At 49.6% G+C, this 23,685-nt stretch carries 25 protein-coding genes; 8 read left to right on the top strand and 17 right to left on the bottom strand.

Annotated features, from left to right (window positions below; all coding sequences use genetic code 11):
• Both ACH50O_RS07400 and ACH50O_RS07395 read right to left on the bottom strand, forming a co-directional pair.
• Positions 1 to 1,203, bottom strand: a complete 1,203-nt coding sequence (locus ACH50O_RS07400; RefSeq protein ID WP_446811380.1) for an NAD(P)/FAD-dependent oxidoreductase — start codon at positions 1,201 to 1,203, stop codon at positions 1 to 3.
• 30 nt (positions 1,204 to 1,233) lie between these two features.
• The gene (locus ACH50O_RS07395; protein ID WP_446811379.1) at positions 1,234 to 1,830 is read right to left on the bottom strand and encodes a DUF502 domain-containing protein; all 597 of its coding nucleotides are present in this window, start codon (positions 1,828 to 1,830) and stop codon (positions 1,234 to 1,236) included.
• 773 nt (positions 1,831 to 2,603) lie between these two features.
• Between ACH50O_RS07395 and ACH50O_RS07390 the strand changes: the two genes are divergently transcribed.
• Positions 2,604 to 3,653 (top strand): AI-2E family transporter, encoded by a 1,050-nt coding sequence (locus tag ACH50O_RS07390; RefSeq protein ID WP_446811378.1) that lies wholly within the window; start codon positions 2,604 to 2,606, stop codon positions 3,651 to 3,653.
• A 220-nt stretch (positions 3,654 to 3,873) separates the two neighbouring features.
• Here the strand turns inward: ACH50O_RS07390 and ACH50O_RS07385 are convergent, their stop codons facing one another.
• The 6 genes from ACH50O_RS07385 to ACH50O_RS07360 form a co-directional block, all read right to left on the bottom strand.
• A complete protein-coding gene (locus ACH50O_RS07385) occupies positions 3,874 to 4,317 on the bottom strand; it encodes a DUF2383 domain-containing protein (protein WP_446811377.1) in 444 nt (147 codons plus the stop codon).
• Between the two features lie 55 nt (positions 4,318 to 4,372).
• Positions 4,373 to 4,888, bottom strand: coding sequence for a hypothetical protein (locus tag ACH50O_RS07380; protein WP_446811376.1), 516 nt, complete (start codon positions 4,886 to 4,888; stop codon positions 4,373 to 4,375).
• A 17-nt stretch (positions 4,889 to 4,905) separates the two neighbouring features.
• Complete coding sequence (locus tag ACH50O_RS07375; RefSeq protein ID WP_446811375.1) at positions 4,906 to 5,313, bottom strand: BON domain-containing protein; 408 nt, start codon at positions 5,311 to 5,313, stop codon at positions 4,906 to 4,908.
• A gap of 69 nt (positions 5,314 to 5,382) precedes the next feature.
• Positions 5,383 to 5,643: a DUF883 family protein gene (locus ACH50O_RS07370; RefSeq protein ID WP_446811374.1), complete on the bottom strand. Its 261-nt coding sequence runs from the start codon at positions 5,641 to 5,643 to the stop codon at positions 5,383 to 5,385.
• A 483-nt stretch (positions 5,644 to 6,126) separates the two neighbouring features.
• Positions 6,127 to 6,543, bottom strand: a complete 417-nt coding sequence (locus ACH50O_RS07365; RefSeq protein ID WP_446811373.1) for a hypothetical protein — start codon at positions 6,541 to 6,543, stop codon at positions 6,127 to 6,129.
• A 37-nt stretch (positions 6,544 to 6,580) separates the two neighbouring features.
• The gene (locus tag ACH50O_RS07360) at positions 6,581 to 6,946 is read right to left on the bottom strand and encodes a hypothetical protein (protein WP_446811372.1); all 366 of its coding nucleotides are present in this window, start codon (positions 6,944 to 6,946) and stop codon (positions 6,581 to 6,583) included.
• Positions 6,947 to 7,455: 509 nt separating this feature from the next.
• Between ACH50O_RS07360 and ACH50O_RS07355 the strand changes: the two genes are divergently transcribed.
• Positions 7,456 to 7,695: a DUF2171 domain-containing protein gene (locus ACH50O_RS07355; protein ID WP_446811371.1), complete on the top strand. Its 240-nt coding sequence runs from the start codon at positions 7,456 to 7,458 to the stop codon at positions 7,693 to 7,695.
• Between the two features lie 235 nt (positions 7,696 to 7,930).
• On the opposite strand, the gene ACH50O_RS07350 is transcribed toward ACH50O_RS07355, so the two are convergent.
• From ACH50O_RS07350 to ACH50O_RS07340, 3 genes are all read right to left on the bottom strand, one after another.
• The gene (locus ACH50O_RS07350; RefSeq protein ID WP_446811370.1) at positions 7,931 to 8,230 is read right to left on the bottom strand and encodes a ferritin family protein; all 300 of its coding nucleotides are present in this window, start codon (positions 8,228 to 8,230) and stop codon (positions 7,931 to 7,933) included.
• Positions 8,231 to 8,315: 85 nt separating this feature from the next.
• Entirely contained in the window at positions 8,316 to 9,647 is a 1,332-nt protein-coding gene (locus tag ACH50O_RS07345) for a PQQ-dependent sugar dehydrogenase (RefSeq protein ID WP_446811369.1), read from the bottom strand.
• 7 nt (positions 9,648 to 9,654) lie between these two features.
• Positions 9,655 to 9,825, bottom strand: a complete 171-nt coding sequence (locus ACH50O_RS07340) for a hypothetical protein (protein WP_446811368.1) — start codon at positions 9,823 to 9,825, stop codon at positions 9,655 to 9,657.
• A 558-nt stretch (positions 9,826 to 10,383) separates the two neighbouring features.
• Here ACH50O_RS07340 and ACH50O_RS07335 point away from each other — a divergent pair.
• The 3 genes from ACH50O_RS07335 (at position 10,384) to ACH50O_RS07325 (ending at position 12,763) form a co-directional block, all read left to right on the top strand.
• Positions 10,384 to 11,127: a Crp/Fnr family transcriptional regulator gene (locus tag ACH50O_RS07335; RefSeq protein WP_446811367.1), complete on the top strand. Its 744-nt coding sequence runs from the start codon at positions 10,384 to 10,386 to the stop codon at positions 11,125 to 11,127.
• A 277-nt stretch (positions 11,128 to 11,404) separates the two neighbouring features.
• Positions 11,405 to 11,773 carry a PRC-barrel domain-containing protein gene (locus ACH50O_RS07330; protein WP_446811366.1) on the top strand — a complete coding sequence of 123 codons (369 nt, stop codon included), beginning with the start codon at positions 11,405 to 11,407 and terminating at the stop codon, positions 11,771 to 11,773.
• 30 nt (positions 11,774 to 11,803) lie between these two features.
• Positions 11,804 to 12,763, top strand: coding sequence for a hypothetical protein (locus tag ACH50O_RS07325; RefSeq protein WP_446811365.1), 960 nt, complete (start codon positions 11,804 to 11,806; stop codon positions 12,761 to 12,763).
• A 190-nt stretch (positions 12,764 to 12,953) separates the two neighbouring features.
• Here ACH50O_RS07325 and ACH50O_RS07320 read toward each other — a convergent pair whose 3' ends face one another.
• The 4 genes from ACH50O_RS07320 to mgtA form a co-directional block, all read right to left on the bottom strand.
• The gene (locus ACH50O_RS07320; protein ID WP_446811364.1) at positions 12,954 to 14,231 is read right to left on the bottom strand and encodes an Nramp family divalent metal transporter; all 1,278 of its coding nucleotides are present in this window, start codon (positions 14,229 to 14,231) and stop codon (positions 12,954 to 12,956) included.
• A gap of 70 nt (positions 14,232 to 14,301) precedes the next feature.
• The gene (locus ACH50O_RS07315) at positions 14,302 to 14,532 is read right to left on the bottom strand and encodes a DUF883 family protein (protein ID WP_446811363.1); all 231 of its coding nucleotides are present in this window, start codon (positions 14,530 to 14,532) and stop codon (positions 14,302 to 14,304) included.
• A 216-nt stretch (positions 14,533 to 14,748) separates the two neighbouring features.
• Positions 14,749 to 15,288 (bottom strand): PRC-barrel domain-containing protein, encoded by a 540-nt coding sequence (locus ACH50O_RS07310; RefSeq protein ID WP_446811362.1) that lies wholly within the window; start codon positions 15,286 to 15,288, stop codon positions 14,749 to 14,751.
• A 213-nt stretch (positions 15,289 to 15,501) separates the two neighbouring features.
• Positions 15,502 to 18,096: a magnesium-translocating P-type ATPase gene (gene mgtA, locus ACH50O_RS07305; RefSeq protein WP_446811361.1), complete on the bottom strand. Its 2,595-nt coding sequence runs from the start codon at positions 18,094 to 18,096 to the stop codon at positions 15,502 to 15,504.
• Positions 18,097 to 18,456: 360 nt separating this feature from the next.
• On the opposite strand from mgtA, the gene ACH50O_RS07300 reads away from it, so the two are divergent.
• A complete protein-coding gene (locus tag ACH50O_RS07300; RefSeq protein WP_446811360.1) occupies positions 18,457 to 18,825 on the top strand; it encodes a DUF4870 family protein in 369 nt (122 codons plus the stop codon).
• 57 nt (positions 18,826 to 18,882) lie between these two features.
• Here ACH50O_RS07300 and ACH50O_RS07295 read toward each other — a convergent pair whose 3' ends face one another.
• Complete coding sequence (locus tag ACH50O_RS07295; RefSeq protein WP_446811359.1) at positions 18,883 to 19,596, bottom strand: Crp/Fnr family transcriptional regulator; 714 nt, start codon at positions 19,594 to 19,596, stop codon at positions 18,883 to 18,885.
• A 417-nt stretch (positions 19,597 to 20,013) separates the two neighbouring features.
• Here ACH50O_RS07295 and ACH50O_RS07290 point away from each other — a divergent pair, with 417 nt between their 5' ends.
• The gene (locus ACH50O_RS07290; RefSeq protein ID WP_446811358.1) at positions 20,014 to 20,355 is read left to right on the top strand and encodes a hypothetical protein; all 342 of its coding nucleotides are present in this window, start codon (positions 20,014 to 20,016) and stop codon (positions 20,353 to 20,355) included.
• 238 nt (positions 20,356 to 20,593) lie between these two features.
• Here the strand turns inward: ACH50O_RS07290 and ACH50O_RS07285 are convergent, their stop codons facing one another.
• Positions 20,594 to 21,310: a Crp/Fnr family transcriptional regulator gene (locus ACH50O_RS07285; protein ID WP_446811357.1), complete on the bottom strand. Its 717-nt coding sequence runs from the start codon at positions 21,308 to 21,310 to the stop codon at positions 20,594 to 20,596.
• Positions 21,311 to 21,701: 391 nt separating this feature from the next.
• Between ACH50O_RS07285 and shc the strand changes: the two genes are divergently transcribed.
• Positions 21,702 to 23,684 (top strand): squalene--hopene cyclase, encoded by a 1,983-nt coding sequence (gene shc, locus ACH50O_RS07280; RefSeq protein WP_446811356.1) that lies wholly within the window; start codon positions 21,702 to 21,704, stop codon positions 23,682 to 23,684.
• Position 23,685 lies beyond the last annotated feature (1 nt).

Here is a 23,685-nt window from a genome sequence, read left to right as displayed (position 1 = left end):
TCACCTATCAAACGCAAATATCGCTTCGTTGGGATTAGCTTTTTTGAATAGTATGTCCCTAATTATTTCCGCGGCAATGACCGAAAATGTTATGCCATTGCCACCAAAACCCAGAGAAAATAAACCATTTGGTTTGGGTGCATAATGCCCAATATAGGGAAGACCATCCTTTGTGACTCCAAAAGTACCGGACCACGAAAACTCAGGCTGGAAACGGAGTTTAGGAAACAGTTTGGCAAAATCGTCTGCTAATTGCCGCGTTTTTAACGCCAGTTTAGCTTGCCTGATCTTTGGGTTATTGGTTTCTTCATCCCGGCCTCCGAGCATAATCCGTTTATCTGCTGTTGTTCGTAAATACAAGTAAGCTTCTTTGGATTCCCAGATTAGACAGTTTTGGTACCAAAATTCTTTTTGGTGTTCTATCTGCTGACTAACAATGGCCCAGGTACTCTGTAGCTGAACTATTTTTTTATCGATTAAGTCAACCACTTCAAAACCTGTGGCATAAATCAGCTTATTACAATGAAGTTTATGTCCTTGGATGGACTTAAGGGTAACACCGCTCTTACTGTGTTTGATATCGACTATTTCTGACCGATCATATATTTTTAGTCCTTTTTTGATGCAGTACTGAAAAATCAGATGGCATAACTTATAGGCATCGATTTGCGCGGAATGATTGCTATAAAGTGCAGCCGGAGCGGAAAATCCCATTTTTTCTTTAACCGTATTTTCATCCCAATATTGAATATCCAAACCAAGCGATGTATGCAGTTCATATTCCTTTTTTAGCATAGCTACATCTTTTTTATAGGATGCAAAATATAAGCTGCTTTTCCTTTCAAAATCGTCGTACCCCACTTTTTTACTGATATTGGCCAAGGTATCAATCGACTCGGCACATAGACAATACGCCTTATTCGCATGCTTTTCGCCGCGTAGTTCAATTAATTTGCTCAAAGGCGTGTCGATCTGGTATTGCAAAAGAGCGGTCGTGGCAATGGTGCTACCAAGACCGATGCTCCTTTTTTCTATCAGAACACAGGGAATACCCGCCTCAATCAAGATAAAGGCATTTATAGCGGCAGTAATGCCGCCGCCAAGGATTATCACCTCGCATTTAATATTTTTATCTAATTGCGGATAATCGTACGGTAGCCCATTTTTGACCAGCCAGAAAGGTAAGCCTGTTGAAAGATCCATATATAAAAAACTAATAGACTCAGTTCTGGTTCAGGTATTGTTAGTACTGCCAGCTATACCTGCTGTAGCGATAAAACGTAGTGCATCCTCAACAGACATATCAATTCCTACTACATGTTCGCGTGAGATCATAACCGTTTGTCCACCCACCTGATAACTAAATGGTATATATACTGCAATCTGATCATCGGCGATAAATGTATGAGAAGTTTCTTCAAAGTCAGAAACTGTAATAAAACCGATCTGTTGGCTATTGCCAGGCGGTGTATTTACCAAAACAACTTGCTTAAATTTACCTTTATTCTCATGGGAAAATAAAGAGGTAAAATCACGCATTGTGGTATAGATGCTTTTGATAAAGGGAATCTGGATCACCTGTTCTTCAAAGGTGTTAAACACTTTTCGGAAAGATCGAGACTCCAAAAAACATCCGAAGAAAAATACCAGCGGAATAGCTAACGCAACGCCAAAACCTCTTATGTACCAATTGTCGGGAAAGAAAAACTTGAAAATATATCCCAGCGCCATCTCCAGTGTGCCTGCGAACCAGAAGAGCAAATAAAGGGTAAATATTAGAGGGATAATGGCAATTAATCCTTTGATGAAAGTTCTTCTGATTGACTTCATTTTTTATGTCCAATGAGTTTTTTTGATAACCAATTTGATATTAGCGGCATATTGCTTGGATATCCAAGGCCGTTCGTGATTCGGTAACAGAAGGCTGCACTGGAGTGTTTTGAGCGTCGCCAGGGGCTTCCAAGCATAGGCAAGGTGATGAGCAGAACAAATCTGGCAATTAATTTATACATGTTGGAACTCCCTCTAAGAACGGTTTTCAAGTTAAAGCGATTACACCGTAGATATATGCCTGCTGCTGTAACTAGTCTGTACGATTAATCACATAGCATTTTCGGTGTGCAGTTGCGGATGTTCGCGTTCGGATGATTGGTAAGAATTTAGCTATCGCAACAAAGATATGGCCCGGCAAAGGCCGAGAAAAGTTAGCGTTTTAAAGCTCCAAAACGGCTTCGATGATGTTCTGGAAAAATCAAGGAATCCCCAAAAAACGCTTGGCATTCAGCGGCTCGAACCGCCTCATAAGGTTGGTCTGGTTTGTTTCAAGAGGCGTTGCTACCAGAGAAACTTTAAGTCGCAAGCATGGTTTGTTGACTACGGTAATTCTGGATATTTCCGCTACCAATGTTGGATGCCGAACGGATCAGAACCACCAATCTCTAATAAGCTATGCTGTTGAACAGTGTGTTTTTTCAGACGATATATCAGGCCTTAGCGTATATCCTCGTAGCGCTGGACTTCATCTCCCGAATTAAACAGTTTCGGGAACTCTTTAATGCAATGATAAGACGCCGAAACTATTCATTTGCTTCAAGTTGGTTATCATGCAAAAAAATACTCCTTATATTCTTTTTCTAACCTTCGTTTTGTTAGTGACTGTATCTTTTTTCCTATTGATTAAAGATTTTTTATTAGCCTGTTTTTGGGCCATTATTCTGGCGGTGGTTTTTTATCCTGTTTACCAGTGGATTAACCGCTATTTTAAAAACTCGGAAATACTGCCGTTGATTTTGACCATGTTAACGATTATTCTGGTATTTGTTATTCCATTATTGATGATAACCTTGATGATAACGGAGGAGAGCACAGCCTATTATCAAAAAATCCAAAGTGGGGAAATTAATCCTCAAGTTTATTTTCAAGATACTCTCGCGCTTCTTTTGCCAAAATTCAATAAATTGTCTCATATACAGGAAATAAGCGTTGAGCAGATAAGCGCCTCGGCAGGGAATGCCTTTACTCAAGCAGTACAATATATAGCGCAACAACTTCCCGCATTGACCCAGAACCTATTAAATCTTATCGTCCAAGTAGCCTTGTCCTTCTACATTCTGTTTTTTCTATTGCGGGACGGCCAGCAATTGATTAGAAAATTCATATCGTTAATCCCGATTGGTGACCAAATTGAAATAGAATTATTTGAGCGTTTTACCAGCGTGGCGCGAGCGACTGTCAAAGGCGGGTTACTAGTCGCTGTCCTTCAGGGTAGTATCGGGGGTTTATTATTTTGGTTTGTGGGTATTCCTGCGGCTTTTTTATGGGGCATGTTAATGATAGTTTTATCGTTATTGCCGATAGGTAGTGCGTTAATTTGGGCTCCTGCTGCGGTCATTTTATTTTTACAGGGGCACACGTTAAAAGCAGTCATTCTGCTATCCGTCGGTATTTTTGTCATTGCTATGATAGATAATTTTTTACGGCCAAGGCTGATAGGTAAAGATAGTAAAATGTCGGATTATCTGGTACTGGTATCAACTTTGGGTGGGATAAGCTGGTTTTCATTAACAGGATTTGTATTAGGCCCTATTATTGCCGCTTTATTCATAACTTTTTGGGACATACTGGGAAAATATAATCAGGCAAGTAATTCGTAAATGGAGACTGTGTTAAACCTGGGGAGGCAGTGAGTCTTAGCGTTAATGCCGCCGCTAGCCCTCATTGTTTGCAGTGATAATTACTTGTCCCGATCAGTCGCGCTGAAGATTCTTGCTAATTAGGTTTATTTATAGGCCGGTAACAGAAGCAAGTAAGCCAGCGCGAATCAATTTGAACTCACGCTGACTTCGTTTAAAACTGCGTACTTAGGACCTGAAACTACTCAGTTTCGACGGCCAAAAGCCGATCCAAAGTTCGAATATGCTCTTGTTGAGCCGGTAAAAGTTTGGTTTCAATCAAAGAGCGGATATCCAAAGGCAGTTCGGTTTTTTGCAATGCTTCTTCATAAGCCTCTGCACCACTTTTCTCGCCGCTCTGCAAGGACCGCAATGCCACTTCTTTACCCAGCAGATTAGCGCCTCCCTGGACTATTTGCGCCCAAGTGCCCCAAGCGCCTGAATCTGCGCTCGGCGTTCCGCCCAACTGACTGATGAGTGTCTGTAAACTCGAAACGGCCTCTTTGTGCTCCTCGTACAGGAGCGTAAGGTCTTGGCATTCGCCCAGTCCGGCGTCTTCAGACAGTTTGGTCTGTACCTGTTGATAGGTTTCTGTTGCAGATAATTCATCTTCTAAAAATTTGTTGAGTGTGTCTATGTTATGCATGATAAAACTCCTGGTTGATTATATTTTTTGATGACATGCGATAGCTGCCTCTAGCTTAAACTGACGATTCGCCCGTCGAGGAAATGTCCTCGGCGTGAGCCTCCTCAAAGACTTTTTTTGCCAGATCGACCGCTTCGCTGTTTGTGGTATGGACAGAAATCAAAGCGTTGCCGCCGGTGATTTTTCCTTCATAGCGTTTAGCTTCATATTCGGGGATACCCAGCCCGATTAAAACGCCAGCCAAGCCGCCGGTGGCGGCACCTACCGCTGCTCCGCTCAACGCCCCCATAATGGGCCCTGCAGCGATAAACGGACCGACACCTGGAATAGCCAAAGCGCCGATCCCGGCTAACAAGCCAACTACCGCGCCGGTGCCTAAACCCACTGACCCGCCGATAGCGGCCCCTTCCGGCGCTTTGGTATGCTTTTCATGCGCAAAATCCTGGGTATTGGATTTGTCGGAAAACAGCACCGAAACATCATTATTTGAAAAGCCAGCGGTAATCAGGTCATTAACAATGCTCTCGGCCTGATCGGTGTTTTGGGCGATACAAAAAACTGCTTTATTCATGTGATTCTCCAACGCCTTTATGGCGCTTTATATTCAAGGTTATTAGTTACCTGAAGTACACCAGGCGTTTGCTTGGCGATATCTTGCAGTTTAATTTTTTCGGCTTCATTTTTAACCGGCCCACGTAAAGTCACAGCGCCATTACGGGTGATGATCTTTACATTCTGTGCATTGACTGATAACGACGCATTTTTAACCACAGCCTGCCGGATGGCCGCTGTGACTTTAATATCGCCCTCTGTTTCTTTTTGATCTTCCGGGGTTAACGTCGAGTTATCCTTATCGCGAGCGTTGATCTCGGTGTTTTCCAAGGTTGAGTCGGCCGCTAGATAAATGGCGCTGTTCTGTTCGGCGCGAACAGTCCCCGTCATCATTATTAAACTGCCAGTCAAAGTGAACATAACTAACAATAGATTTGTGGACATAATAATCTCCTAAATAGTGAGTGTTTCTTTTTTGAAATAATTGAGCGGCATTGGTCTTATCCTGCTGATTTAACGTCCACTCATTAACCGACTTAATAGAAAACCGGCTCCGGCAGCGATACCCAATGAAGTTGCGGGATTTTTATCAATGAAACTGCGGCAATCTTCTAAAAACTGCTGCTCTGCATTTTTCAATTCCTCACCTTTTTGACCTAGCGATTCTGCCGCCTGACTGGTTGCATTGGCTACTTTGTCAACGGCCGAGTGAACACCTGATCTAAGCCGGTCAACGGTGTCATCGATCGAGTTGGTATTGTCTGTTGCTTGCATAATGGAGTCCTTATAAAAAATGAAAATCATAAATTAGTTTTAAAGTATGGTTATTTCAAAACTCTAATGATTAAAGATGGCACACTGACCTTTACAGTCTTTTAAATAGATACAGATCAACTGAACGATTAATGATTGAAAAATAAATAAATAATTATCAATACAATCGTCGGCACGCCCAGTATCCAGCCTATAAAATATTTGCCCATGACTAATCTCCGAAAATATTTGTGTATAAAAGTCTGCTTATTGATTTTTGTTTACATTAAAACAGGGTGTTTAAAGACATCAAGAAGCAAGCTAGGCAAAGTTTCTATTAAAATCGTCTTAGAGTCGGTGTGCTGTCGCACATTGAAGAGGAATTGCTTTATCTAAACAGGTTCAGGTTTTATGAAAAATATTTTGCCCGCCCAAATTTCTCTTTAGGTCAATATTCATCCGGTAAATAATCCAATATTTATGTAGATGACAAGGTACGGCATTTCAATTTTTCTCCAATCTGGCTTTCAATGCGTACTTTTCGCGGTCGATTTCTCCTCGGGTCCGAATGCCCAAGCGGCGTAATAAGGGTAAAGGCGGACACCAGCCTTGTAAGCCGTGTTGAAGTAGAAATGGCAAAACTATCCCCGGCAAAAACAACCATTTGCGATTGGCCGTTAGCCCCATAATCAGGCCGGTTAGGGCTAAAGTCGAGGCATTGACCTCAAGCAACCTCTCGATATCCCATTCTTTATCCAAGGCTTGAATACGCTCCAGGGTTTCCGCCCGATTTTTGTCTTTGTATAACTGAATATTGAGATCCGTTTGATGATCTATTGCTGCGTTTACATGGACGGCAGTAGATTTACGCACGCGATCAGGACTAGATTTTGTTGAATCTTCGGCTTTGAATAATGACATGATACTTCTCCAATTAAGGTCTGAATCCAACGTCAATTTAATGATTGAGTGTTTTTGCGCAACGCCAATGGGCCGCATTAAAATCGACTTCCGCGCCGGCTTCTTTTTCCATGCAAAGCCAATATTTGGCCGGCTTCAATTCCGTTTTGCAAGAAGCGGAGAGCGACGCGAGTGCAGCTTTTCCCGTTCCCTTATCTTTTTCCTGTTGTTCGAAGCGCTGAGTGGCGCGTAAGCAGATCTCGTAAGCTACGCTTTGCGTGTCGGTAGCCCCTCCGTTGGTTTCTCCGGAGGTTTCGGTGGCGGACGAGCGAACCGGAGAACGTTGAGCGCTGGTAGGCACTTCGGCCTGACAAAGCAAGGGCAATGTGATGATCAGTAAAAATCCGGCAATTGATTTACGCATGTTGGAACTCCCTCTAAGAACGGTTTTTAAGGAAAAACGATTTCACCGTATGTATATGCCTTGCCGCTTTAGGTAGTCTGTACGATTAATCACATAGCGTCTTGTGGTGAGCAGATGTTGGCTTGATTGATCAAGTTTGAAATGAGATTTCGGGATATACGTCTTTTAGTCGATTCGTTCTAATTCGGCTGACGAAAGAGATGCGACCTATCAGAAGCGGAGACTACGCCAGGCTTAAAGCCGAGTTCTACAAGCAGTACCGCACCGATCAATAGAAAAACTTAGTCCGCGAGCATTTTTCTTGGTTTACGGCGATTCTGAATAATTCCGCCACCAATGTGGGATGCCGAACGGATCAGAACCTTCAATCCGCTTATAGTCAGTGACAGTCAAAGGGTTTTAATAAAACTCGCTATTCATTCGATGAGCGCCCGGCGACATGCAGGTCAAAATACCGAGCCGGTAATTTCAAAATGACTGGCTTTAATTAAGCCAAAAGGAGAAGCACTATGATTCGTCCCGACCAGATTAAACCCGATATGCCTGTTGTCTGCTCAGAAGACGGCCAGTTTGCCACCGTCGATCATATGGAAGGCAGCAATTCTATTAAACTGAAAAAAGATGAAGCCGGTCAGCATCATTTCTTTCCACTGTCTTGGGTAACTTCGACCGAGCACGGCAAGGTTAAGGTGGACCGTCCGGGTGATAAGGCTATGCAAGAATGGTCTACAGTCTCCCCAATACTTTAAACGTATTAAAGCCCGAGCAATTTTTGTTCGGGTAAAAACGTTATCGCCAACTCAAGCCAACCATAGTCCCAATATTGTTACTTGACTGCGGTTGAGGTTCGGGTCTCGGGTTTAAATGCCAAATTTGATCGATCAAGATAGACCACGGTCGCTCAGTAGTATCGCTTATTACCGGTTAACACCGGCCAAGATTGCGGGCGTCGGCTATCTTTAATTCCGAGTATTATTTTTAGGTTCAATCGGCATCGCCCGGATGCGCGATTGCATTTTTGGAAAACAAATAAACCTGAAGCTTATTGGAGAAGCGCGAGTCCTGGCGTTGAATCCACTCCAGCAGCATCGCCGCGTGCTCCTTTTCTTCGTCCCGATTGTGTTCCAGAATAGCTTTTAGTGCTGTATCCACACACACATCGGCACGTTGATTGTAATTGTCGATGGCGTCCAACTCCTCCATCAACGACACCAGAGCGCGGTGCATGTCACGTGTCTCAATGGATAGCGCTTCTATAGGTTCCTGATACCCGGTACTGGACATTGCTGTCTCCTGTTTGCGGTGAATGTGAATGCCAAAATGGCTAGACTAGGGATTGGTAAACTAGTCCGCGTAAAGGTGTGTTGTACTATTGCGGTGCTAAAGCCGTAACCCGCCAGATGGTATTGCCGACATCATCGGCCACCAACAATGCCGCCCGTTTATCGATCGCAACACCCACCGGTCTGCCGTAGGCTTCATCGTTTTCGTTAATAAAGCCGGTCAAAATATCAATGGGTGCTCCGCTGGGTTTGTCTGCCTGGAAGGGCACGAAGATGACCCGATAACCGCTGCGCGGCTCGCGGTTCCACGAACCGTGTTGACCGATAAAAACGCCGTTATTGAACGGTGCCGGCCAATGGTTACGGTGAGAATAAACCAGACCGAGCGATGCCGTATGCGGCCCGAGTGCATAGTCCGGCGCTGTGGCTGTTGCCACCAGATCCGGCCGTTGCGGCTGTATGCGTTGATCCAAATGGTTGCCGTAATAACTGTAGGGCCAGCCAAAGAAACTGCCTTGGGGGACGGAAGTCAGATAATCCGGTACCAGATCGCTGCCGATTTCATCGCGCTCGTTAACTACCGTCAAAAGTGCTCCGCCGTCCGGCTCCCAGGCCAGCCCGTTGGGATTGCGCAGGCCGGACGCGTAAATCCGGTAACTGTTTTGCCGCGGATCGACTTCCCAGATGGCGGCGCGCTCTAACTCTTGATCCATACCATTTTCGGCAACATTACTGTTAGATCCCACCGTCACATACAGCCGTGTGCCGTCGCGACTGGCCAGTAGATTTTTCGTCCAGTGATGATTGATAGGGCCGGCCGGCAGATCTAATACTTTGACGCCCGGTCCAGCAATATGTGTTTCGCCGTCGTTATAGCGAAACTTCAGCAAAGCATCCGTGTTGGCTACATAAAAATCGTCTCCGATCAGCGCCATGCCGAACGGGGAGTTGAGTCCCTCCAGAAATACCGAGCGGGTCTCCGCTATGCCGTCGCCATCGATATCTCGCAGCAAAGTGATGCGATTAGCGCTGGGCGTTCCTGCACCAGCCTTGCTCATCACCCGCTGCATCAACCAGCCTTTAATGCCCCAGCCATCGTCTGGCCGTTGCGGGGCATTGGTTTCGGCCACCAGCACATCGCCGGTCGGTAGCACATAGAGCCAACGCGGGTGATCAAGCTTTTCGGCAAAGGCATTGACCGTCATGCCGGATGCAGGTATCGGTTTAGTATCGGCTGGCCAACCCACTGCCTGGGCAATGTTTACCGTCGGTATTACGGTGGGATTGGGTTTCGGCAATTGCGGATGGGGCCCAATGCCGGCAGAAATCGGCAACTGGGCCGATTCGCCGCACGCCGATAGCGTGATCGCCAGCGCCACGCTTAACATCCCATGCTTACTATTCGGTAGTGTGATCATGGAAACCTTAGGCCTCGTGCTGGGTACTGAGTATTTGCCGGCAACTGTCGGCGCTGTTCATCATCAGCTGGAAATGTTTGGCTTTGACTGGTTTGCTACATGTTTCCGGACTGTGATTCATCGCGGTTTGTAGGCTAACCCGATGGCAATTGCAGCAAGCATCTATAAAAGCTGGCATGGCATGTCCGGATGGGGAATATTGATGCATGGACTACTCCTGAAGTAAAGGCAGCCAGCGCGACTCTGTATGGATATGGCATATTCGATCTGGAGTCGGGTGCCAGCGCCGGCAGTATTCGCAAACAGTTGAATGTGATCGCTTGCTTAGCGTTTCGAAGATGTCGGCGGATCCAAGTTACCGGTCTTTCTGTGCGGTGTCGGTGCGGTATCAAACATTCCGGATATTCCGTCGAACAGTACCGTTTTCAGACTAGACATCCGGCCTGAGTTTTGCGCGTCTCGTTTATTTGGACCTTAAGGACCATCGGTCCGGGCGTTGGTTAGATATCGCTAAAAACCGGCATGGATGAACGGGCTGCGCTTGGTATTTACGGTCTAGCGACTCAGAAGACCGTGTTTTGTCTTTGCCTAAGCCTAGTCTATCGTTAAGTTCGTTAACGCACAGAGTTATTCCCTTTGGTTCAGTATGCTTTTTTTGAGTTTAGGCGAATTGAAATATAAGTCTGATAAAACCGTTTAAAGCGAACTCATTAGAAAAAACATAGGGAGCTACAAAGTGACGACACCAGAAAATCCTAGACAAAATTTATTATTAGGTGCGCTACCGCTGGACACCTATAAACGACTACTTCCACATTTCGAATTGGTACATATGAACTATGGTCAAGTCATTTACGAATGCGGGCGTGCGCTGAATTACGTTTACTTTCCGACGACTTGCGTCGTGTCGAAGGTGAATTTCATTGAAAACGGCACATCGAGCGAACTTGCGTTGGTCGGTCATGAAGGCTTCGTGGGGCTTGGACTTTTAATGGGGGGAGGGACGATGACCCATCAAGCCATTGTCAGCCGCGAGGGTTATAGCTACAGGCTGCGAAAGCAACTTTTCATACAGGAGATCGATCGTCATGCCGGACAGTGTAACGATCCGGTGTTGTTACAGCTGTTATTACGCTATGTCCAGGCGATGATTACCCAAATAGCGCAGACCGCGGCTTGTAATCGCCATCATTCAATTTACCAGCAGCTATCGCGTTGGTTACTGGTCAATCTCGATAGACAATCCTCGAATGAATTGATTGTGACTCAGGATCACATCGCCGCTATGCTGGGGGTGCGCCGTGAAAGCGTTACCGATGCAGCGGGAAAATTACTGCAAAAAGGTTTGATTAGTTACAGTAGGGGGCATATTAAAGTCTTAAGCCGCCCTGGCCTGGAAAGTCAGGTTTGCGAGTGCTACAACGTGGTTAAAACCGAATACGACCGCCTTGCGCCAATACTTTCCGACATAGCCGCTTAAAACATTAAGTCCGGCATTGCGATAATAATCGCGATTATTCAACCAGCGCCTTGGTTCATCTGTCGGTCGAAAAATCGATCCCAAGGCCAAACCGCCACCATCAAACAACGTCATTATTTCGTGGATTTACGTGCGTTACCGTACTGTGTTTATAAGTTCTTCCGCCTAATCTGAGCACAGTAATTTACTGGGCAGCTTTACCGTGTGGCGCTCCATACGCCGCAAGCAGCTAGCACCGAATTACTGTTAACTTCCATACCGCTACCGGAGAACTCAGATGAGTCACCAACTTAAATTTGCAAATTCGCCAGTGAAAGCCTCGAATATCATCGGCACCCCTATCGCCAATCCGAAAGGTGAAAGCCTGGGCGATATCAAAGAAGTCGTTATCGATCCCAACTCCGGCCGAGTAGCCTATGCCGTCGTGTCGTTTGGCGGTTTTCTGAGCATGGGCGAAAAACTGTTCGCGATTCCGTTTAGCGCGTTCGAATATAACTTGTCGAAAAATCAGTACATTCTTGATGTTTCGAAAGAGCGTTTGGAAAAAGCCCCCGGTTTCGATGCCGATCATTGGCCTTCGATGGAGGATGAACAGTGGAACCGCGATGTGTATGACTACTACGATCGTTCGCCTTATTGGGAATAGCGGTCTCTCGGGTTCTAATCAGGAGTAATCATGACAACATTAGATCAAACTGTTTTGGATGCAACGCCGGATACAACAATATCCGGCGTATCCTGGGCTTCGATTTTTGCCGGCGCGGCCGCTGCGGCCGCGCTGTCATTAATCTTGCTGATTTTAGGCGTGGGCTTGGGGTTCCCGGCGATTTCGCCTTGGTCTCATCAGGGGGTAGGCGCGACGGCTATCGGTATATCGTCCATCCTCTGGCTTAGCTTCGCGCAAATCGCGGCATCGGGTGTGGGCGGTTATCTGGCCGGGCGGTTGCGTGTCAGGTGGGCCAGTGTGCATGGCGACGAAGTATTTTTCCGGGATACTGCGCACGGCTTATTGGCTTGGGCGGTCGCTTCGTTGGCGACGGCCACGCTGCTGGGAACAGTGGTCGGTAATGTCTTGGCGTTTGGCGCATCCACTACTAGCGATGCCGTATCGACTGCAAACGGGATAGCTGCCGTTCGTGCGGTGACTGCGGAGAAACCCAGTCATACGCCGCCAATAGAAATAGATGCCGGCAACGACAAAGGCAATGGCGAATTGGGCTATTGGTTTGATTCCTTGTTCAGATCAAGTCAAGCGTCGGACGACGCGGCACAAAGAAACTATGGCTTGGTCAGGCACGAGGCTGCGGGAATTGTTGTTAACGGCCTGCGCTTGAATGGCTTACCGGCGGAAGACCAAAAGTATCTGGGGCAAATCGTTGCCAAACAAACCGGTTTGTCCTTGGCCGATGCCGAAAAGCGCGTAATCAATGTGTTTGGTAAGTTGCAGGCTGAGATTGCAAAAGCCGAGCAGCACGTTAAGCAGACGGCTGACGCTGCGCGAAAATTTGCCGCTTATACGGCGCTGTGGATGGTGGTAGCGCTGTTGCTGGGGGCTTTTGTCGCCAGTCTGGCTGCGACGTTTGGCGGCAGACAGCGCGATAGAGTGACTTCTACGGATAGCGTGGCCTTTAGCTAATGGTTGCAGGCTTAGTCATATCTACACTTAACCTAAAATCAGGAGAAGACTCATGCGTTCGCTTTTACTGTTGTTGCTGGGTATACCCATTCCAATCATCATTTTGATTGCATTGCTGACCCATTTTTGACTAAAAATGACCGCGTTTCATTCCGAACGCGGTCATTATCGTTTGTCAGCACAGCCGAATTTATTGCAGCCAAGTGGCAAACATCGCCAATACCACAATAGTCATGCTCGCGGTTGCCAGCCAGCCGAAAATCCGTAGCCAGCGGCTAATCACAAACTCGCCCATTACATCCTCGCGCACGGCTATCAGCAACATGACGATCATAATAGGCACCGATATGACACCGTTGATCACCGCACTCCAAAACAAGGCTTTGATCGGGTCGACCGGGGTAAAATTTAGTGCCACACCGAGCACAGTGGCGACGATGACAATCGTATAAAAACCGCGTGCCTGTAACAGCTCCAGCCCCAATCCGATATGCCAGTTAAAGGCCTCGGCAATACCGTAAGCCGCCGAACCCGCCAAAATCGGCACGGCAAGAAGTCCGGTTCCGACAATGCCTGCGGTAAAGAGTACGAAGGCGAAATCGCCAGCCAGCGGACGTAAGGCCTCTGCCGCCTGGGCGGAAGTCTGAATATCGCTTATGCCGTGCAGGTGCAAGGTGACGACCGCCGTCAACATGATAAAAAAGGCAACCAGATTGGAAAACCCCATGCCGACGTAGGTATCGATATTGATGCGTTGCAATTCGGCTGTTGCCTGTTCCGGCGCATCCACTAGCGGTTCCTCGCCGGGCGCGGCGCGTTGGTCTTCAACCTCTTGCGATGCTTGCCAGAAAAAAAGATAAGGGCTGATAGTGGTCCCGAATACCGCGACCACGGCGAGCAAGTAATCTGCTTTGATCGATAACGACGGCATGACGGTCTGATAGAGGACTTCGCTCCACGGCACCTTGACCACAAATATAGTGGCCACATATGCCAGTAGCGCAAACGTTAGCGCTTTCAGTATGGGGGCATACCGCGGAAACGGCACGAAAATCTGTAGCCCTAACGAGAGCATACCAAAACCGATGGCGTACCAATGGGCCGGCCCACCGATGAGTAGCTTGAGGGCTGCGCCCATAGCGCCAATATCGGCGGCTATGTTGACGGTATTGGCGATCAGCAGCAGCAAGACAATGCCGTACAGCAGCCAGGGCGGATAGTGTCGGCGGATGTTTGCCGCCAAGCCTTGCCCGGTCACCCGGCCGATGCGGGCGCTGATGGTTTGGATACCCACCATCAACGGGAAGGTGAAGAACGCGGTCCATAGAATTGCGTAGCCAAACTTGGCGCCGACTTGGGAATACGTGGCAATGCCGCTAGGGTCATCGTCGGCGGCACCGGTAACCAGGCCTGGACCAAGTTTGGCCCAGAATGACTGTTTTTTGGGGGATGCAGTTGCTTTGTTCAAGGAAGGCTCAAACCAGCGATTCCAATTGCTGTATTGCTAACCGATTATCAGGGTGAAATTGATTATCCGCTTAACGGCCGGTCAATATGCGGCTCAGCAGAAAACCGACCGCTGCGGCAATGCCTACCGATGTCATTGGGTGTTTACTGACATAGTGGCGGCTAGTCTTCATCATTTGTCTTTCTGCCGCCAACAAGTCCTCGCCTTTCTCGCCCAGTGATTCCGCGGTGTTACTAGCGGCTTTGGCGACCTTATCGTAAGTCTCGTGTGCATAATTTGATGCTTTGTCTAGTGTGTCCATTATCGTTTCCTATCGAAGTGAGCCTTGCAGCGTTCAGGCTTGAAGTATGAATGTGCAGTCCGTGCCAACATTGTGCTGTTCGACTGCATACATGGCGTTGGTTTGTTAAAAACCCTTGGGTTAAAAGCGAGCAAATCGCGTGCGATGGCTTTGTCGGCCATTAAACGGGTAAAAAATACCCACGCATTTCAGGCGTGGGTATTGGACTTTTAAAAGTTAAGGCTTTACGCGATAAAACTGGCCGAGTGCCTCGCGTTGTTCTTCCCATTTTTCAGAATTCTCCGGCCAATGCTTTTTGTCGAAACCGGGAGCCTTTTTTAAGGTGTCTTTATCCAGATCGAGGACGTAATAATCCTTGGGACTGGTCCAATGCAACGCTCTCCAGGGGATGGCAAACAGCTTGTCGCCCATACCCATCAGGCCGCCGAAGGACACCACCGCATAGACGACTTGACCATTCTCGGGATCGATTACCAAATCCTTGATGTCGCCAAGACTGTCTCCCGTGGTGTTTTTTACTTTGGCGCCGGTAATCTTGCTGGCCCTGCTCACCTGTTGCATCGACTTGTTGGCTTCCTGTGCGCGTTCTACCGCGACTTCCTTGTTGGCTTGATTAAGTTCGACTTGCTTTTCTTTGACCTGTTCTTGTTTTTCGAGAACGTCTTTTTGTTTCTCTTTTAAGTCGTCGGCGTAGACCGGACTTATAAATGCCGCGCTCAGCACAGACACGGCTACTGCGGAAATAACTTTTTTCATACGATTCTCCATTTTGGATAATGAGCAGTGTGTTGCTTGTTTGACGGCGCGCCTTGCAAGGCTCCGCAAACTGTTTCCACTCTATCCGACCGGGCCTGCGCAGTCGGTACGCTGTCGAACATACCGACTGCGCAGGTCTAAGCGCTGTCGCATTGGTTCAGATCGTTAAGGTCTAGACAGGTTATTCAGCCGCTTTTTCGTATGCAATTTGCTTTAAACCGAGCGATGACCAATGCGTTGCGGCTTTCCGTGTTTTTTATGCCAGCTGTAAAAACCTTTTTTGGCCAGTTCTACTACGAACAGATACGACACCGCCATCGCCGCCAGGATTAAATAAAACCGGGCGGGCGGCGGTACGAAGCCGAAATAAAGGCCTAGCGGGGTAAACGGCAGGATGGCGCCGATCAACGCAATCGACAGCGAGGTGGCGACCAGCACCGGATGTGCCCGGCTTTTGAACGGGTTGCCACGCGTGCGGATGATGAAGATCACCAAGACTTGGGTACACAGCGATTCGACGAACCAGCCGGTTTGGAATAGCGCTTCGTCGGCTTTCAAGACCGTTAACAGAATGTAAAAGGTCAAAAAATCGAATGCGGAACTAATTGGGCCGATCACCAGCATGAAATTGCGGATAAAGTTCATATCCAAAATGCGCGGGGTACGGAGTTCTTCCGGATCGACCTGATCCAATGGGATAGGTATTTCGGAAACGTCGTACAGAATGTTGTTCAGCAGAATCTGCGTCGGCAGCATCGGTAAGAAGGGCAGAAATAGCGCAGCGCCGGCCATGCTGAACATATTGCCGAAGTTGGAACTGGTGCCCATCATGATGTACTTCAGAATATTGCCGAAAGTGCGGCGGCCTTCCAGTACACCGTCGTGCAGAACTTGTAAGTCTTGATCCAGCAAAATCATATCGGCCGCTTCCTTGGCCACATCCACCGCCGAATCCACCGACAGCCCGACATCCGCCGAATGCAAAGAGGGTGCGTCGTTAATGCCGTCGCCCAGATAACCGACCACATGGCCGCGTGCTTTCAGAGCCAGAATCACCCGGTTTTTCTGCGCCGGATTAACCCGGCAGAACAGATTGGCTTTTTCGACGCGGATGCGCAGGGCATGGTCGTCCATCGCCTCTATGTCCTTGCCAGTCAACACGCCGGTGATTGGTATGTTCAATTGTATACAGACGTGTTGGGTCACCAAATCGCTGTCGCCGGTGACAATCTTAACAGTCACGCCGCTATCTTTTAGAGCGGCCAAAGCCGCGCCGGCACTTTGCTTGGGCGGGTCGAGGAAGCCGGCAAAACCGGCAAAGATCAACTCGCTTTCATCGCCGACCACTGCATGCGGATGATCTTGCGGCACTTCGCGCCAAGCGATGCCCAACACCCGAAAGCCTTCCCGTTCCAGCGCATTATGCTGCTCGTGGATGCGAGCTCGACTGGCTGGATCGAGCGGCACTTGCTCGTCGCTGCCTTGTTGCTCGTAACGGGTACACAGGGTGATGATTTCTTCGGAAGCGCCTTTTACCACCAGCAAGCGGCCGCTGCCTTTATCCAGCAGCACTGATACCCGCCGCCGCTCGAAATCGAACGGCACTTCGTCGATCTTTTGCCAGGCGCTGACGTCGATGCTTTCATGAGCCAAAATTGCCTCGTCCAGTGGGCTTTTCAGTCCGGTTTCGAAAAAGCTGTTCAGATAAGCCAACTCCAGCACTCTGGCACTGGGTAGGCCTTGCGGATCGACATGTTGTTCCAATTTGATCTTGGCCTCGGTCAGGGTGCCGGTCTTATCGGTGCACAGCACGTCCATCGAGCCTAAATTCTGAATCGCCGCCAGACGTTTGACGATCACCCGTTTTTCGGCCATGTGCATCGCCCCGCGCGATAGCGTGACCGAAACCACCATCGGCAATAGCTCCGGCGTCAAGCCCACCGCCAGCGCCACGGCAAATAAAAACGACTCCAGCCAGGGTTTGCCCAAATAGGCATTCACCAATAACACGAACAACACCAGCAGCACGGTCAGACGCATGATCAGCAAACCAAAGCGATGGGTGCCGACTTCAAACGCAGTCGCCGGCGGCTTACTGGTCAGGCTATCGGCAATAGCGCCGATCGCGGTGCCGGTGCCGGTTTTGATGACGCGCATTTTGGCGCTACCGCTGATTACAGTGGTGCCCATAAAAACCGCATTGCTGGCATCCTGCAAATCGGTGGCATCGGCCGGCAATTCGCCCGGATGCTTTTCGATGGGGTAGGCTTCGCCGGTCAACAAGGCTTGTTTCACGAAAAGATCGCAGGCTTCCATTAACAAGCCGTCCGCCGGCACCATATCGCCGGCCGAGAGCAGGGCGACGTCGCCGGGTACCACCTCGGTCACCGGCACATCGGCGGGCTTGCCGTCGCGCATCACACGGGCTTTGACCGAAACCGAATGCCGCAGACTTTCCGCGGCCTTGCCGGCGCGATGTTCCTGGACAAAATCCAGGGTCACGCTGAACAGCACCATAATACTAATGATCACGAAGTTGGTGATCTCGCCGGTGAACGCGGAAATCGCGCTGGCTACCAATAGCAGTAGCACCAACGGGTTTTTGAAACGCGCCAGAAATTGCAGCAACAAGGCTTGCTGCTGACGATCACGGAATAAATTCGGGCCGAATTCCGCCAGTTTGGCACCGGCTTCGGCGCTGGATAAACCGACGGTATCGTTAGCACGGGCAGTGCGTAGTTGCGAAGCGGATAAAAGCCACCAAGCCGTATCGCCGGTAACGGGTTTTGTTCGGATAGACTTTTTCATAGGCTTAACACTAGGGCAGGTGATCGGTAGAAGTGGTCGGCGCCATTGGGAGCGTGCAGCCGGTTTATCGTTTAAGAAACGCTGAACCTATCGGCTGCTTAGATTGCCTAAATGTAAGCGCAACGGGCAATTCGGGTCTGTGCGTTAGCGAACCTACATGGGCTGTGAAGCTTAGTATCCGTCATAATTTTCAACACCGTGGCGAATATGTACGATGGCGTACAGACATCGATGGATTTTAGGCCTAGGCTGGCGCAAGCGGTTTGGCAAGCGGTTTGGCAAGCGGTTTGGCAAGCGGTTTGGCAAGCGGTGCGAGCCGGTGCCGAGACCACTCTATTTTTTCAGATGAGGTAAGTATTCATGAACACGACCATAACTACCGAAAAAACCACCGAAGATTTCGCCGCGCTGAAAAAGCTGACTGCAACGGTTTACCTATGCCAGGTATTGACTTTTGCCTTCGCCGGCTTGCCCTTATTAATCGGTGTAGCCATTAATTTTTTCTATCGTAGCAATGTGAAAGGGACTTGGCTGGAATCGCATTTCAATTGGCAGATCAAAACTGTCTGGGTCACTTTGGCCGGATTTGCTTTGTCCGGTTTGGTGTTGATGGTGGATATCCAGCTGAGTTTGATTATTCTGATTCCCACGTTATTGCTGCTAATCTATCGAATTGTCATCGGCTGGACCAACCTAACCGCCGAGAAATCCCTGCAAGATTTGAGTTAAACCGTTCCGCACCCGCTAGTCCGACACCGGTAAAACCGGCGTCGGACTAGTCTGGTTTTATTCGCAGCCCAGGATTCGATCGTAGGTCGCTTTCTCGGTTTGATAACAAGCGCAAGCCGCCGCTTCCAAGCCCGCGCGATCCAGAATCGTAATGTCGCCGCGCCGGTAACTGATCAGTTTTTTTTCCTGCAGGGAAAGCGCGGCTTTGGTGATACCGACCCGCCGCACGCCGAGTATATAAGCCAAAAAAATGTGCGTGACGTGAAAGGTATCGGCATGGGCGCGATCGTGAGTCATCAGCAACCAACGCGCCAGCCGCGACTCCACCAGATGAAAGCGGTTACAAGCCGCCGTTTGCGCGAGCTGGCTCATCGATACGTATAGATAACGTTTTAATTCCAGCTGTAATGGTTTGCTGCGTTCCAGCTCCTGCAAAAACAACGGCAGTCGAATCCGCAGTGCCGGCCCCGCGCCTTGCACCAGCGCTTGAAACGGGGCGATGTCCACACCCAATATCAGGGTGATACCCAGTATGCCTTCATTACCGATCAAGCCCACCTCCAAGCCCGAATCGCCATCCACCGGTGTTACCAGGGAAATGATGCTGCCGGTCGGAAAATACACGTGCGGAATCCTGGCGCCCGCCAAGTAGAGGACTTCGGCAAAAGCCAGATCCACCGGTTCGCAATGCGCGAGTAAATGCTGACGATCGAGATAAGGCAGCGCGGCCAGGAGACGATTGGCCGCGGGTACTGCAGGTATAGGCGACACGGGCGTTCTCCGGCGATGGATTGGGTTTGGCCCGACAGGCGTTGGGATGCGAATAGGTCTGAACGCGGTGCCGGCACATGCCAGAGACATTACTCCAACTGGTCTGAGCCCGAGATTACCGACTAAGGCGTCTGTTGTCTGTATGTTAGCGCACGTACTATCGGTCTGACGGTCGGCGTTATCGGAATAATTGTTCGAATCCGGAGGCTATGTACTCTAGCGCACAGACTTTCGCGAGACGCTGCCGTAATCTAAACCCAGCTTAGGTGACATCACCCAGCAACCGGGATGTGGACGGCCAGTTGCAGTCTTAACGTCGCGGATTCAGAGCATTATGCCAATTCGTCAGTCGCTAATTTACAGCGATCGAAGCGTGCCATCTTGCACCTATATAAAACATACACACTAGGTAAATTTATGACAATTAGACCCTTCTTGATGGCATTGCTTTTGTCTCTCGGCTCTTTCGCGGTACAAGCCGCTGGCAGCCCGTTGAACGAAAGCTTCACTAACCTGATTGCCTTATCCAACAATGCATTGGAAATCGGCAAGAAAGGCGATACCCAAGCGTTTATCGATAGCGCGACCGTCGCTTGGGAGGCACTGAAAGAACAAAACGAGAAAGGCAGCTCCATTCGTCTGCAACGGGCTAACGCCAAGCTAAAAGCCGCCATAAAGGCAGCTAAAGCCGGCAACTTGCAAGAAGGCATAGCCGATGTTGAACAAGGTATTGTGGAAATGCAGCTGGAAAAAAAATAAACTTGAAGCCGGCATAGCGGCAGGGAATGTCGTCAGCTTCAGAATAAATCGCTTTTGGTAAGCGCGTTTTAAAGCCGGTTAACACCGGCTTTTTTGTGACACATTGTCTAATATATTGCTTAAAGTAGGGGCTTAGTTCTGTAAACGCTCTTTAATCATGCGTTGCTATTTAGTTATATCCTAAGCTCCGCGGACGGTTTGCCGAGCGGAGTCGAGGCATTGCTTTATCAGAAGGCGCTTAACTCAACGGGGGGGGGAGAAGCCTATCGGATTCCGCTTTTACCACGTGGTAGCATTCGCAAACCCGTTCTTCCAGGCCCGGTCGATCCAGCACGGTAATGCGGCCGCGGCTGTAATGGATCAAGCCGGCGTGCTGCAATTTACCGGCGGCCTCGGTGACGCCTTCGCGGCGCACGCCCAGCATATTGGCAATCAATTCCTGAGTCATGGTCAATTCGTTCGACGGCAGCCGGTCCAGGCTTAACAATAACCAACGGCACAGTTGCTGATCCACCGAATGATGCCGGTTGCATACCGCGGTCTGCGCCATTTGCGTAATCAAGGCCTGGGTATAACGCAGCAACAGGTGCAACATTCCTTCGTAGCGGTTGAACTCCTTCATCAATAGTTGCCCGCGCAAGCGGTAAGCATGACCGGCACTTTGCACCACGGCGCGATTCGGCATGCTGCCGCCGCCCATAAATAACGCTACACCGATGATACCGTCGTTGCCGACGACGGCGATTTCCGCCGACGCGCCGTTCTCCATTACATATAGCAAGGATACGATGCAGGTACAGGGAAAATAGACGTAACGCAGTTCGGCGCCGGATTCGTAGATTACTTCGCCGAGCGGCATCTCCACTTTTTCCAGATGCGGTAACAAGCGTTCGTATTCGGCCGCCGGTAACGCTTTCAGCAAATGGTTGTATTGCGGGCTATCGGGATCAGTCATTTGCTACCTTGAGGTTATCGGACAAATATAGATTGGCTCCGGCAATCGAGGCTAGTGTAAACCTTAATTGTACCGAGAAATAAATTTCCGCTCCGTGCGTTAGCGAACAGAGCGCTGTGCGAGTTAAATGTTAATGCAGCCCCAGCGAAAGCCCGCTTATGTACGGTAGCGTACAGACCGAGACCGTCAAGGTCTTTAATCTGTAATTTCCGATGTCGGTGACAGCTTGTTTAACCGAGTCGCCGGCAACGATGTTTAGGTTTCGGGCAGCCTCCAAGACCATGCGTGCCACTCGCCGCAGCAACGTTTTTTTGTTGCGGCGGTTTTTTTTGCGTCCATAAGCCGCGGCGGACGCCGCTAGCCATTCCCGTTAAATCAGAGAACTAAAATCATGCTGACAGAAAACTCTTCACCGCCCGGTTCGGATGTTGGCGACTATGCTTTCGGCAAGACGTCGGTGAATCTGGATCAGGCCATTACGCTAGCCAAACGGCAATTGCTGCAGTTGCAGGACCCAGCCGGCTATTGGGTATTCGAACTGGAAGCAGACTGTACGATTCCCGCCGAATACATTCTGATGATGCACTACATGGCCGAGATCGATACGGCGCTGGAAGCCAAGATCGCCAATTTTCTGCGCGGTCAAGCCGCTGCCGACGGCAGTTACCCGCTGTATAAAGGCGGCGCGGGCGATCTCAGCTGTACCGTCAAAGTCTATTACGCGTTAAAAATGGCCGGCGACGCGATAGATGCGCCGCATATGTTAAAAGCTTGCGCCTGGATACTGGCTCAAGGCGGCGCGGCCAAGGCAAATGTATTTACCCGCATTATGCTGGCGATGTTCCGGCAAGTGCCATGGCGGGCGGTACCGTTTATACCGGTGGAAATCATGCTGCTACCGCGCTGGTTTCCGTTCCATCTGGATAAAGTCTCGTATTGGTCGCGCACGGTGATGGTGCCGCTATCGATACTGTGTACTTATCAGGTTAAGGCGCGCAATCCGCATAACATCGATATTGCCGAGTTATTCGTCACCGCGCCGGGTCAAGAAAAATACTATTTCTCGCATGTGAAAACCCCGTTAGGCAAGGCCATTCTGGTATTGGACCGGCTTGGTCGGCTGATGGAGCCTCTGATACCCGGCTTTATCCGGCGCAAGGCCACCGCCAAAGCCACGGCATGGTTCATGGCCCGTTTGAACGGCTATGACGGTTTGGGCGCCATATTTACCGCGATGGTCAACGCTTACGAGGCGATGGATTATTTGGGCATTCCGGCGGCAGACGAACAACGGCAAATCGCCCGAGCGGCCATCGATAAATTGTTGGTGGTGAAAAACGACATGGCTTATTGTCAGCCCTGCGTGTCCCCGATTTGGGATACCGGACTGGCCGTATTGGCCCTGCAAGAAGCCGATATTCACGATCATGACAGCCACAGCGGCCAAGCCACACGATCGGCCCTAAATTGGCTGGCGGATAAGCAATTACGTGAAGAACCGGGGGATTGGCAAGTTCAACGTCCGGGCTTGGCTGGCGGCGGTTGGGCTTTTCAGTTCGGCAATAGTTATTATCCGGATGTCGACGATACGGCCGTGGTGGCCTATGCGATGACGCAAGCCGACACGCCGGCGTTTACCGGGCATATCCGGCGGGCGGCGGACTGGATTGCCGGCATGCAATCGCGCAACGGCGGTTACGGGGCTTTCGATGTCGATAACGACCATTATTATTTAAACCAGATTCCGTTTGCCGATCATGGCGCGTTGCTGGATCCGCCAACCGCCGATGTTAGCGGCCGTTGCATCATGCTGTTGGGTAAATTGGGCGCCCGGCAATTGGAATACAGCGATGTAATCGACCGTTGCGTGGCCTATTTGCGCACGGAACAGGAAACCGATGGTTCCTGGTTCGGGCGTTGGGGTACCAATTACATTTACGGCACCTGGTCGGTATTACTAGGGTTTGCCGCGGCCGGTGTTGCCGCGGACGATGTCAGTGTGCGGCGGGCGGTCATTTGGTTGAAATCCAAACAACGTTCCGATGGCGGCTGGGGCGAGGGCAATATCGGCTATCACGATCCGACGATTCGCGGCGAATTCGAAACCAGCACCGCCTTTCATACCTCATTGGCCGTGCTGGCCCTGTTGGCGGCAGGGGAAACGGGATGTCAGGCAGTCGCGGACGGCGTCGGTTACCTGCTAAAAAATCAACAAGCCGATGGCTTCTGGCATGACGACTGTTTCAACGCGCCCGGCTTTCCCAAGTTTTTTTATCTGAAATATCACGGCTACGACAAATTTTTCCCGCTGTGGGCCTTGGGCCGCTACCGTAACGCGCAAAATGCCTCTCTTGAAACTCCCGTATCAGTCTAAA

The organism is Methylomonas sp. 2BW1-5-20 (assembly GCF_052474515.1).
The sequence above is the reverse complement of the archived record's forward strand: the minus strand, read 5'-3'. Positions and strand labels throughout refer to the sequence as shown.

Coding starts and splice junctions, on each gene's coding strand:
- ACH50O_RS07400 (WP_446811380.1), bottom strand. CDS start 1,203: ATGGATCTTTCAACAGGCTTACCTTTCTGGCTGGTCAAAAATGGGCTA.
- ACH50O_RS07395 (WP_446811379.1), bottom strand. CDS start 1,830: ATGAAGTCAATCAGAAGAACTTTCATCAAAGGATTAATTGCCATTATC.
- ACH50O_RS07390 (WP_446811378.1), top strand. CDS start 2,604: ATGCAAAAAAATACTCCTTATATTCTTTTTCTAACCTTCGTTTTGTTA.
- ACH50O_RS07385 (WP_446811377.1), bottom strand. CDS start 4,317: ATGCATAACATAGACACACTCAACAAATTTTTAGAAGATGAATTATCT.
- ACH50O_RS07380 (WP_446811376.1), bottom strand. CDS start 4,888: ATGAATAAAGCAGTTTTTTGTATCGCCCAAAACACCGATCAGGCCGAG.
- ACH50O_RS07375 (WP_446811375.1), bottom strand. CDS start 5,313: ATGTCCACAAATCTATTGTTAGTTATGTTCACTTTGACTGGCAGTTTA.
- ACH50O_RS07370 (WP_446811374.1), bottom strand. CDS start 5,643: ATGCAAGCAACAGACAATACCAACTCGATCGATGACACCGTTGACCGG.
- ACH50O_RS07365 (WP_446811373.1), bottom strand. CDS start 6,543: ATGTCATTATTCAAAGCCGAAGATTCAACAAAATCTAGTCCTGATCGC.
- ACH50O_RS07360 (WP_446811372.1), bottom strand. CDS start 6,946: ATGCGTAAATCAATTGCCGGATTTTTACTGATCATCACATTGCCCTTG.
- ACH50O_RS07355 (WP_446811371.1), top strand. CDS start 7,456: ATGATTCGTCCCGACCAGATTAAACCCGATATGCCTGTTGTCTGCTCA.
- ACH50O_RS07350 (WP_446811370.1), bottom strand. CDS start 8,230: ATGTCCAGTACCGGGTATCAGGAACCTATAGAAGCGCTATCCATTGAG.
- ACH50O_RS07345 (WP_446811369.1), bottom strand. CDS start 9,647: ATGATCACACTACCGAATAGTAAGCATGGGATGTTAAGCGTGGCGCTG.
- ACH50O_RS07340 (WP_446811368.1), bottom strand. CDS start 9,825: ATGCCAGCTTTTATAGATGCTTGCTGCAATTGCCATCGGGTTAGCCTA.
- ACH50O_RS07330 (WP_446811366.1), top strand. CDS start 11,405: ATGAGTCACCAACTTAAATTTGCAAATTCGCCAGTGAAAGCCTCGAAT.
- ACH50O_RS07325 (WP_446811365.1), top strand. CDS start 11,804: ATGACAACATTAGATCAAACTGTTTTGGATGCAACGCCGGATACAACA.
- ACH50O_RS07315 (WP_446811363.1), bottom strand. CDS start 14,532: ATGGACACACTAGACAAAGCATCAAATTATGCACACGAGACTTACGAT.
- ACH50O_RS07310 (WP_446811362.1), bottom strand. CDS start 15,288: ATGAAAAAAGTTATTTCCGCAGTAGCCGTGTCTGTGCTGAGCGCGGCA.
- mgtA (WP_446811361.1), bottom strand. CDS start 18,096: ATGAAAAAGTCTATCCGAACAAAACCCGTTACCGGCGATACGGCTTGG.
- ACH50O_RS07300 (WP_446811360.1), top strand. CDS start 18,457: ATGAACACGACCATAACTACCGAAAAAACCACCGAAGATTTCGCCGCG.
- ACH50O_RS07290 (WP_446811358.1), top strand. CDS start 20,014: ATGACAATTAGACCCTTCTTGATGGCATTGCTTTTGTCTCTCGGCTCT.
- ACH50O_RS07285 (WP_446811357.1), bottom strand. CDS start 21,310: ATGACTGATCCCGATAGCCCGCAATACAACCATTTGCTGAAAGCGTTA.
- shc (WP_446811356.1), top strand. CDS start 21,702: ATGCTGACAGAAAACTCTTCACCGCCCGGTTCGGATGTTGGCGACTAT.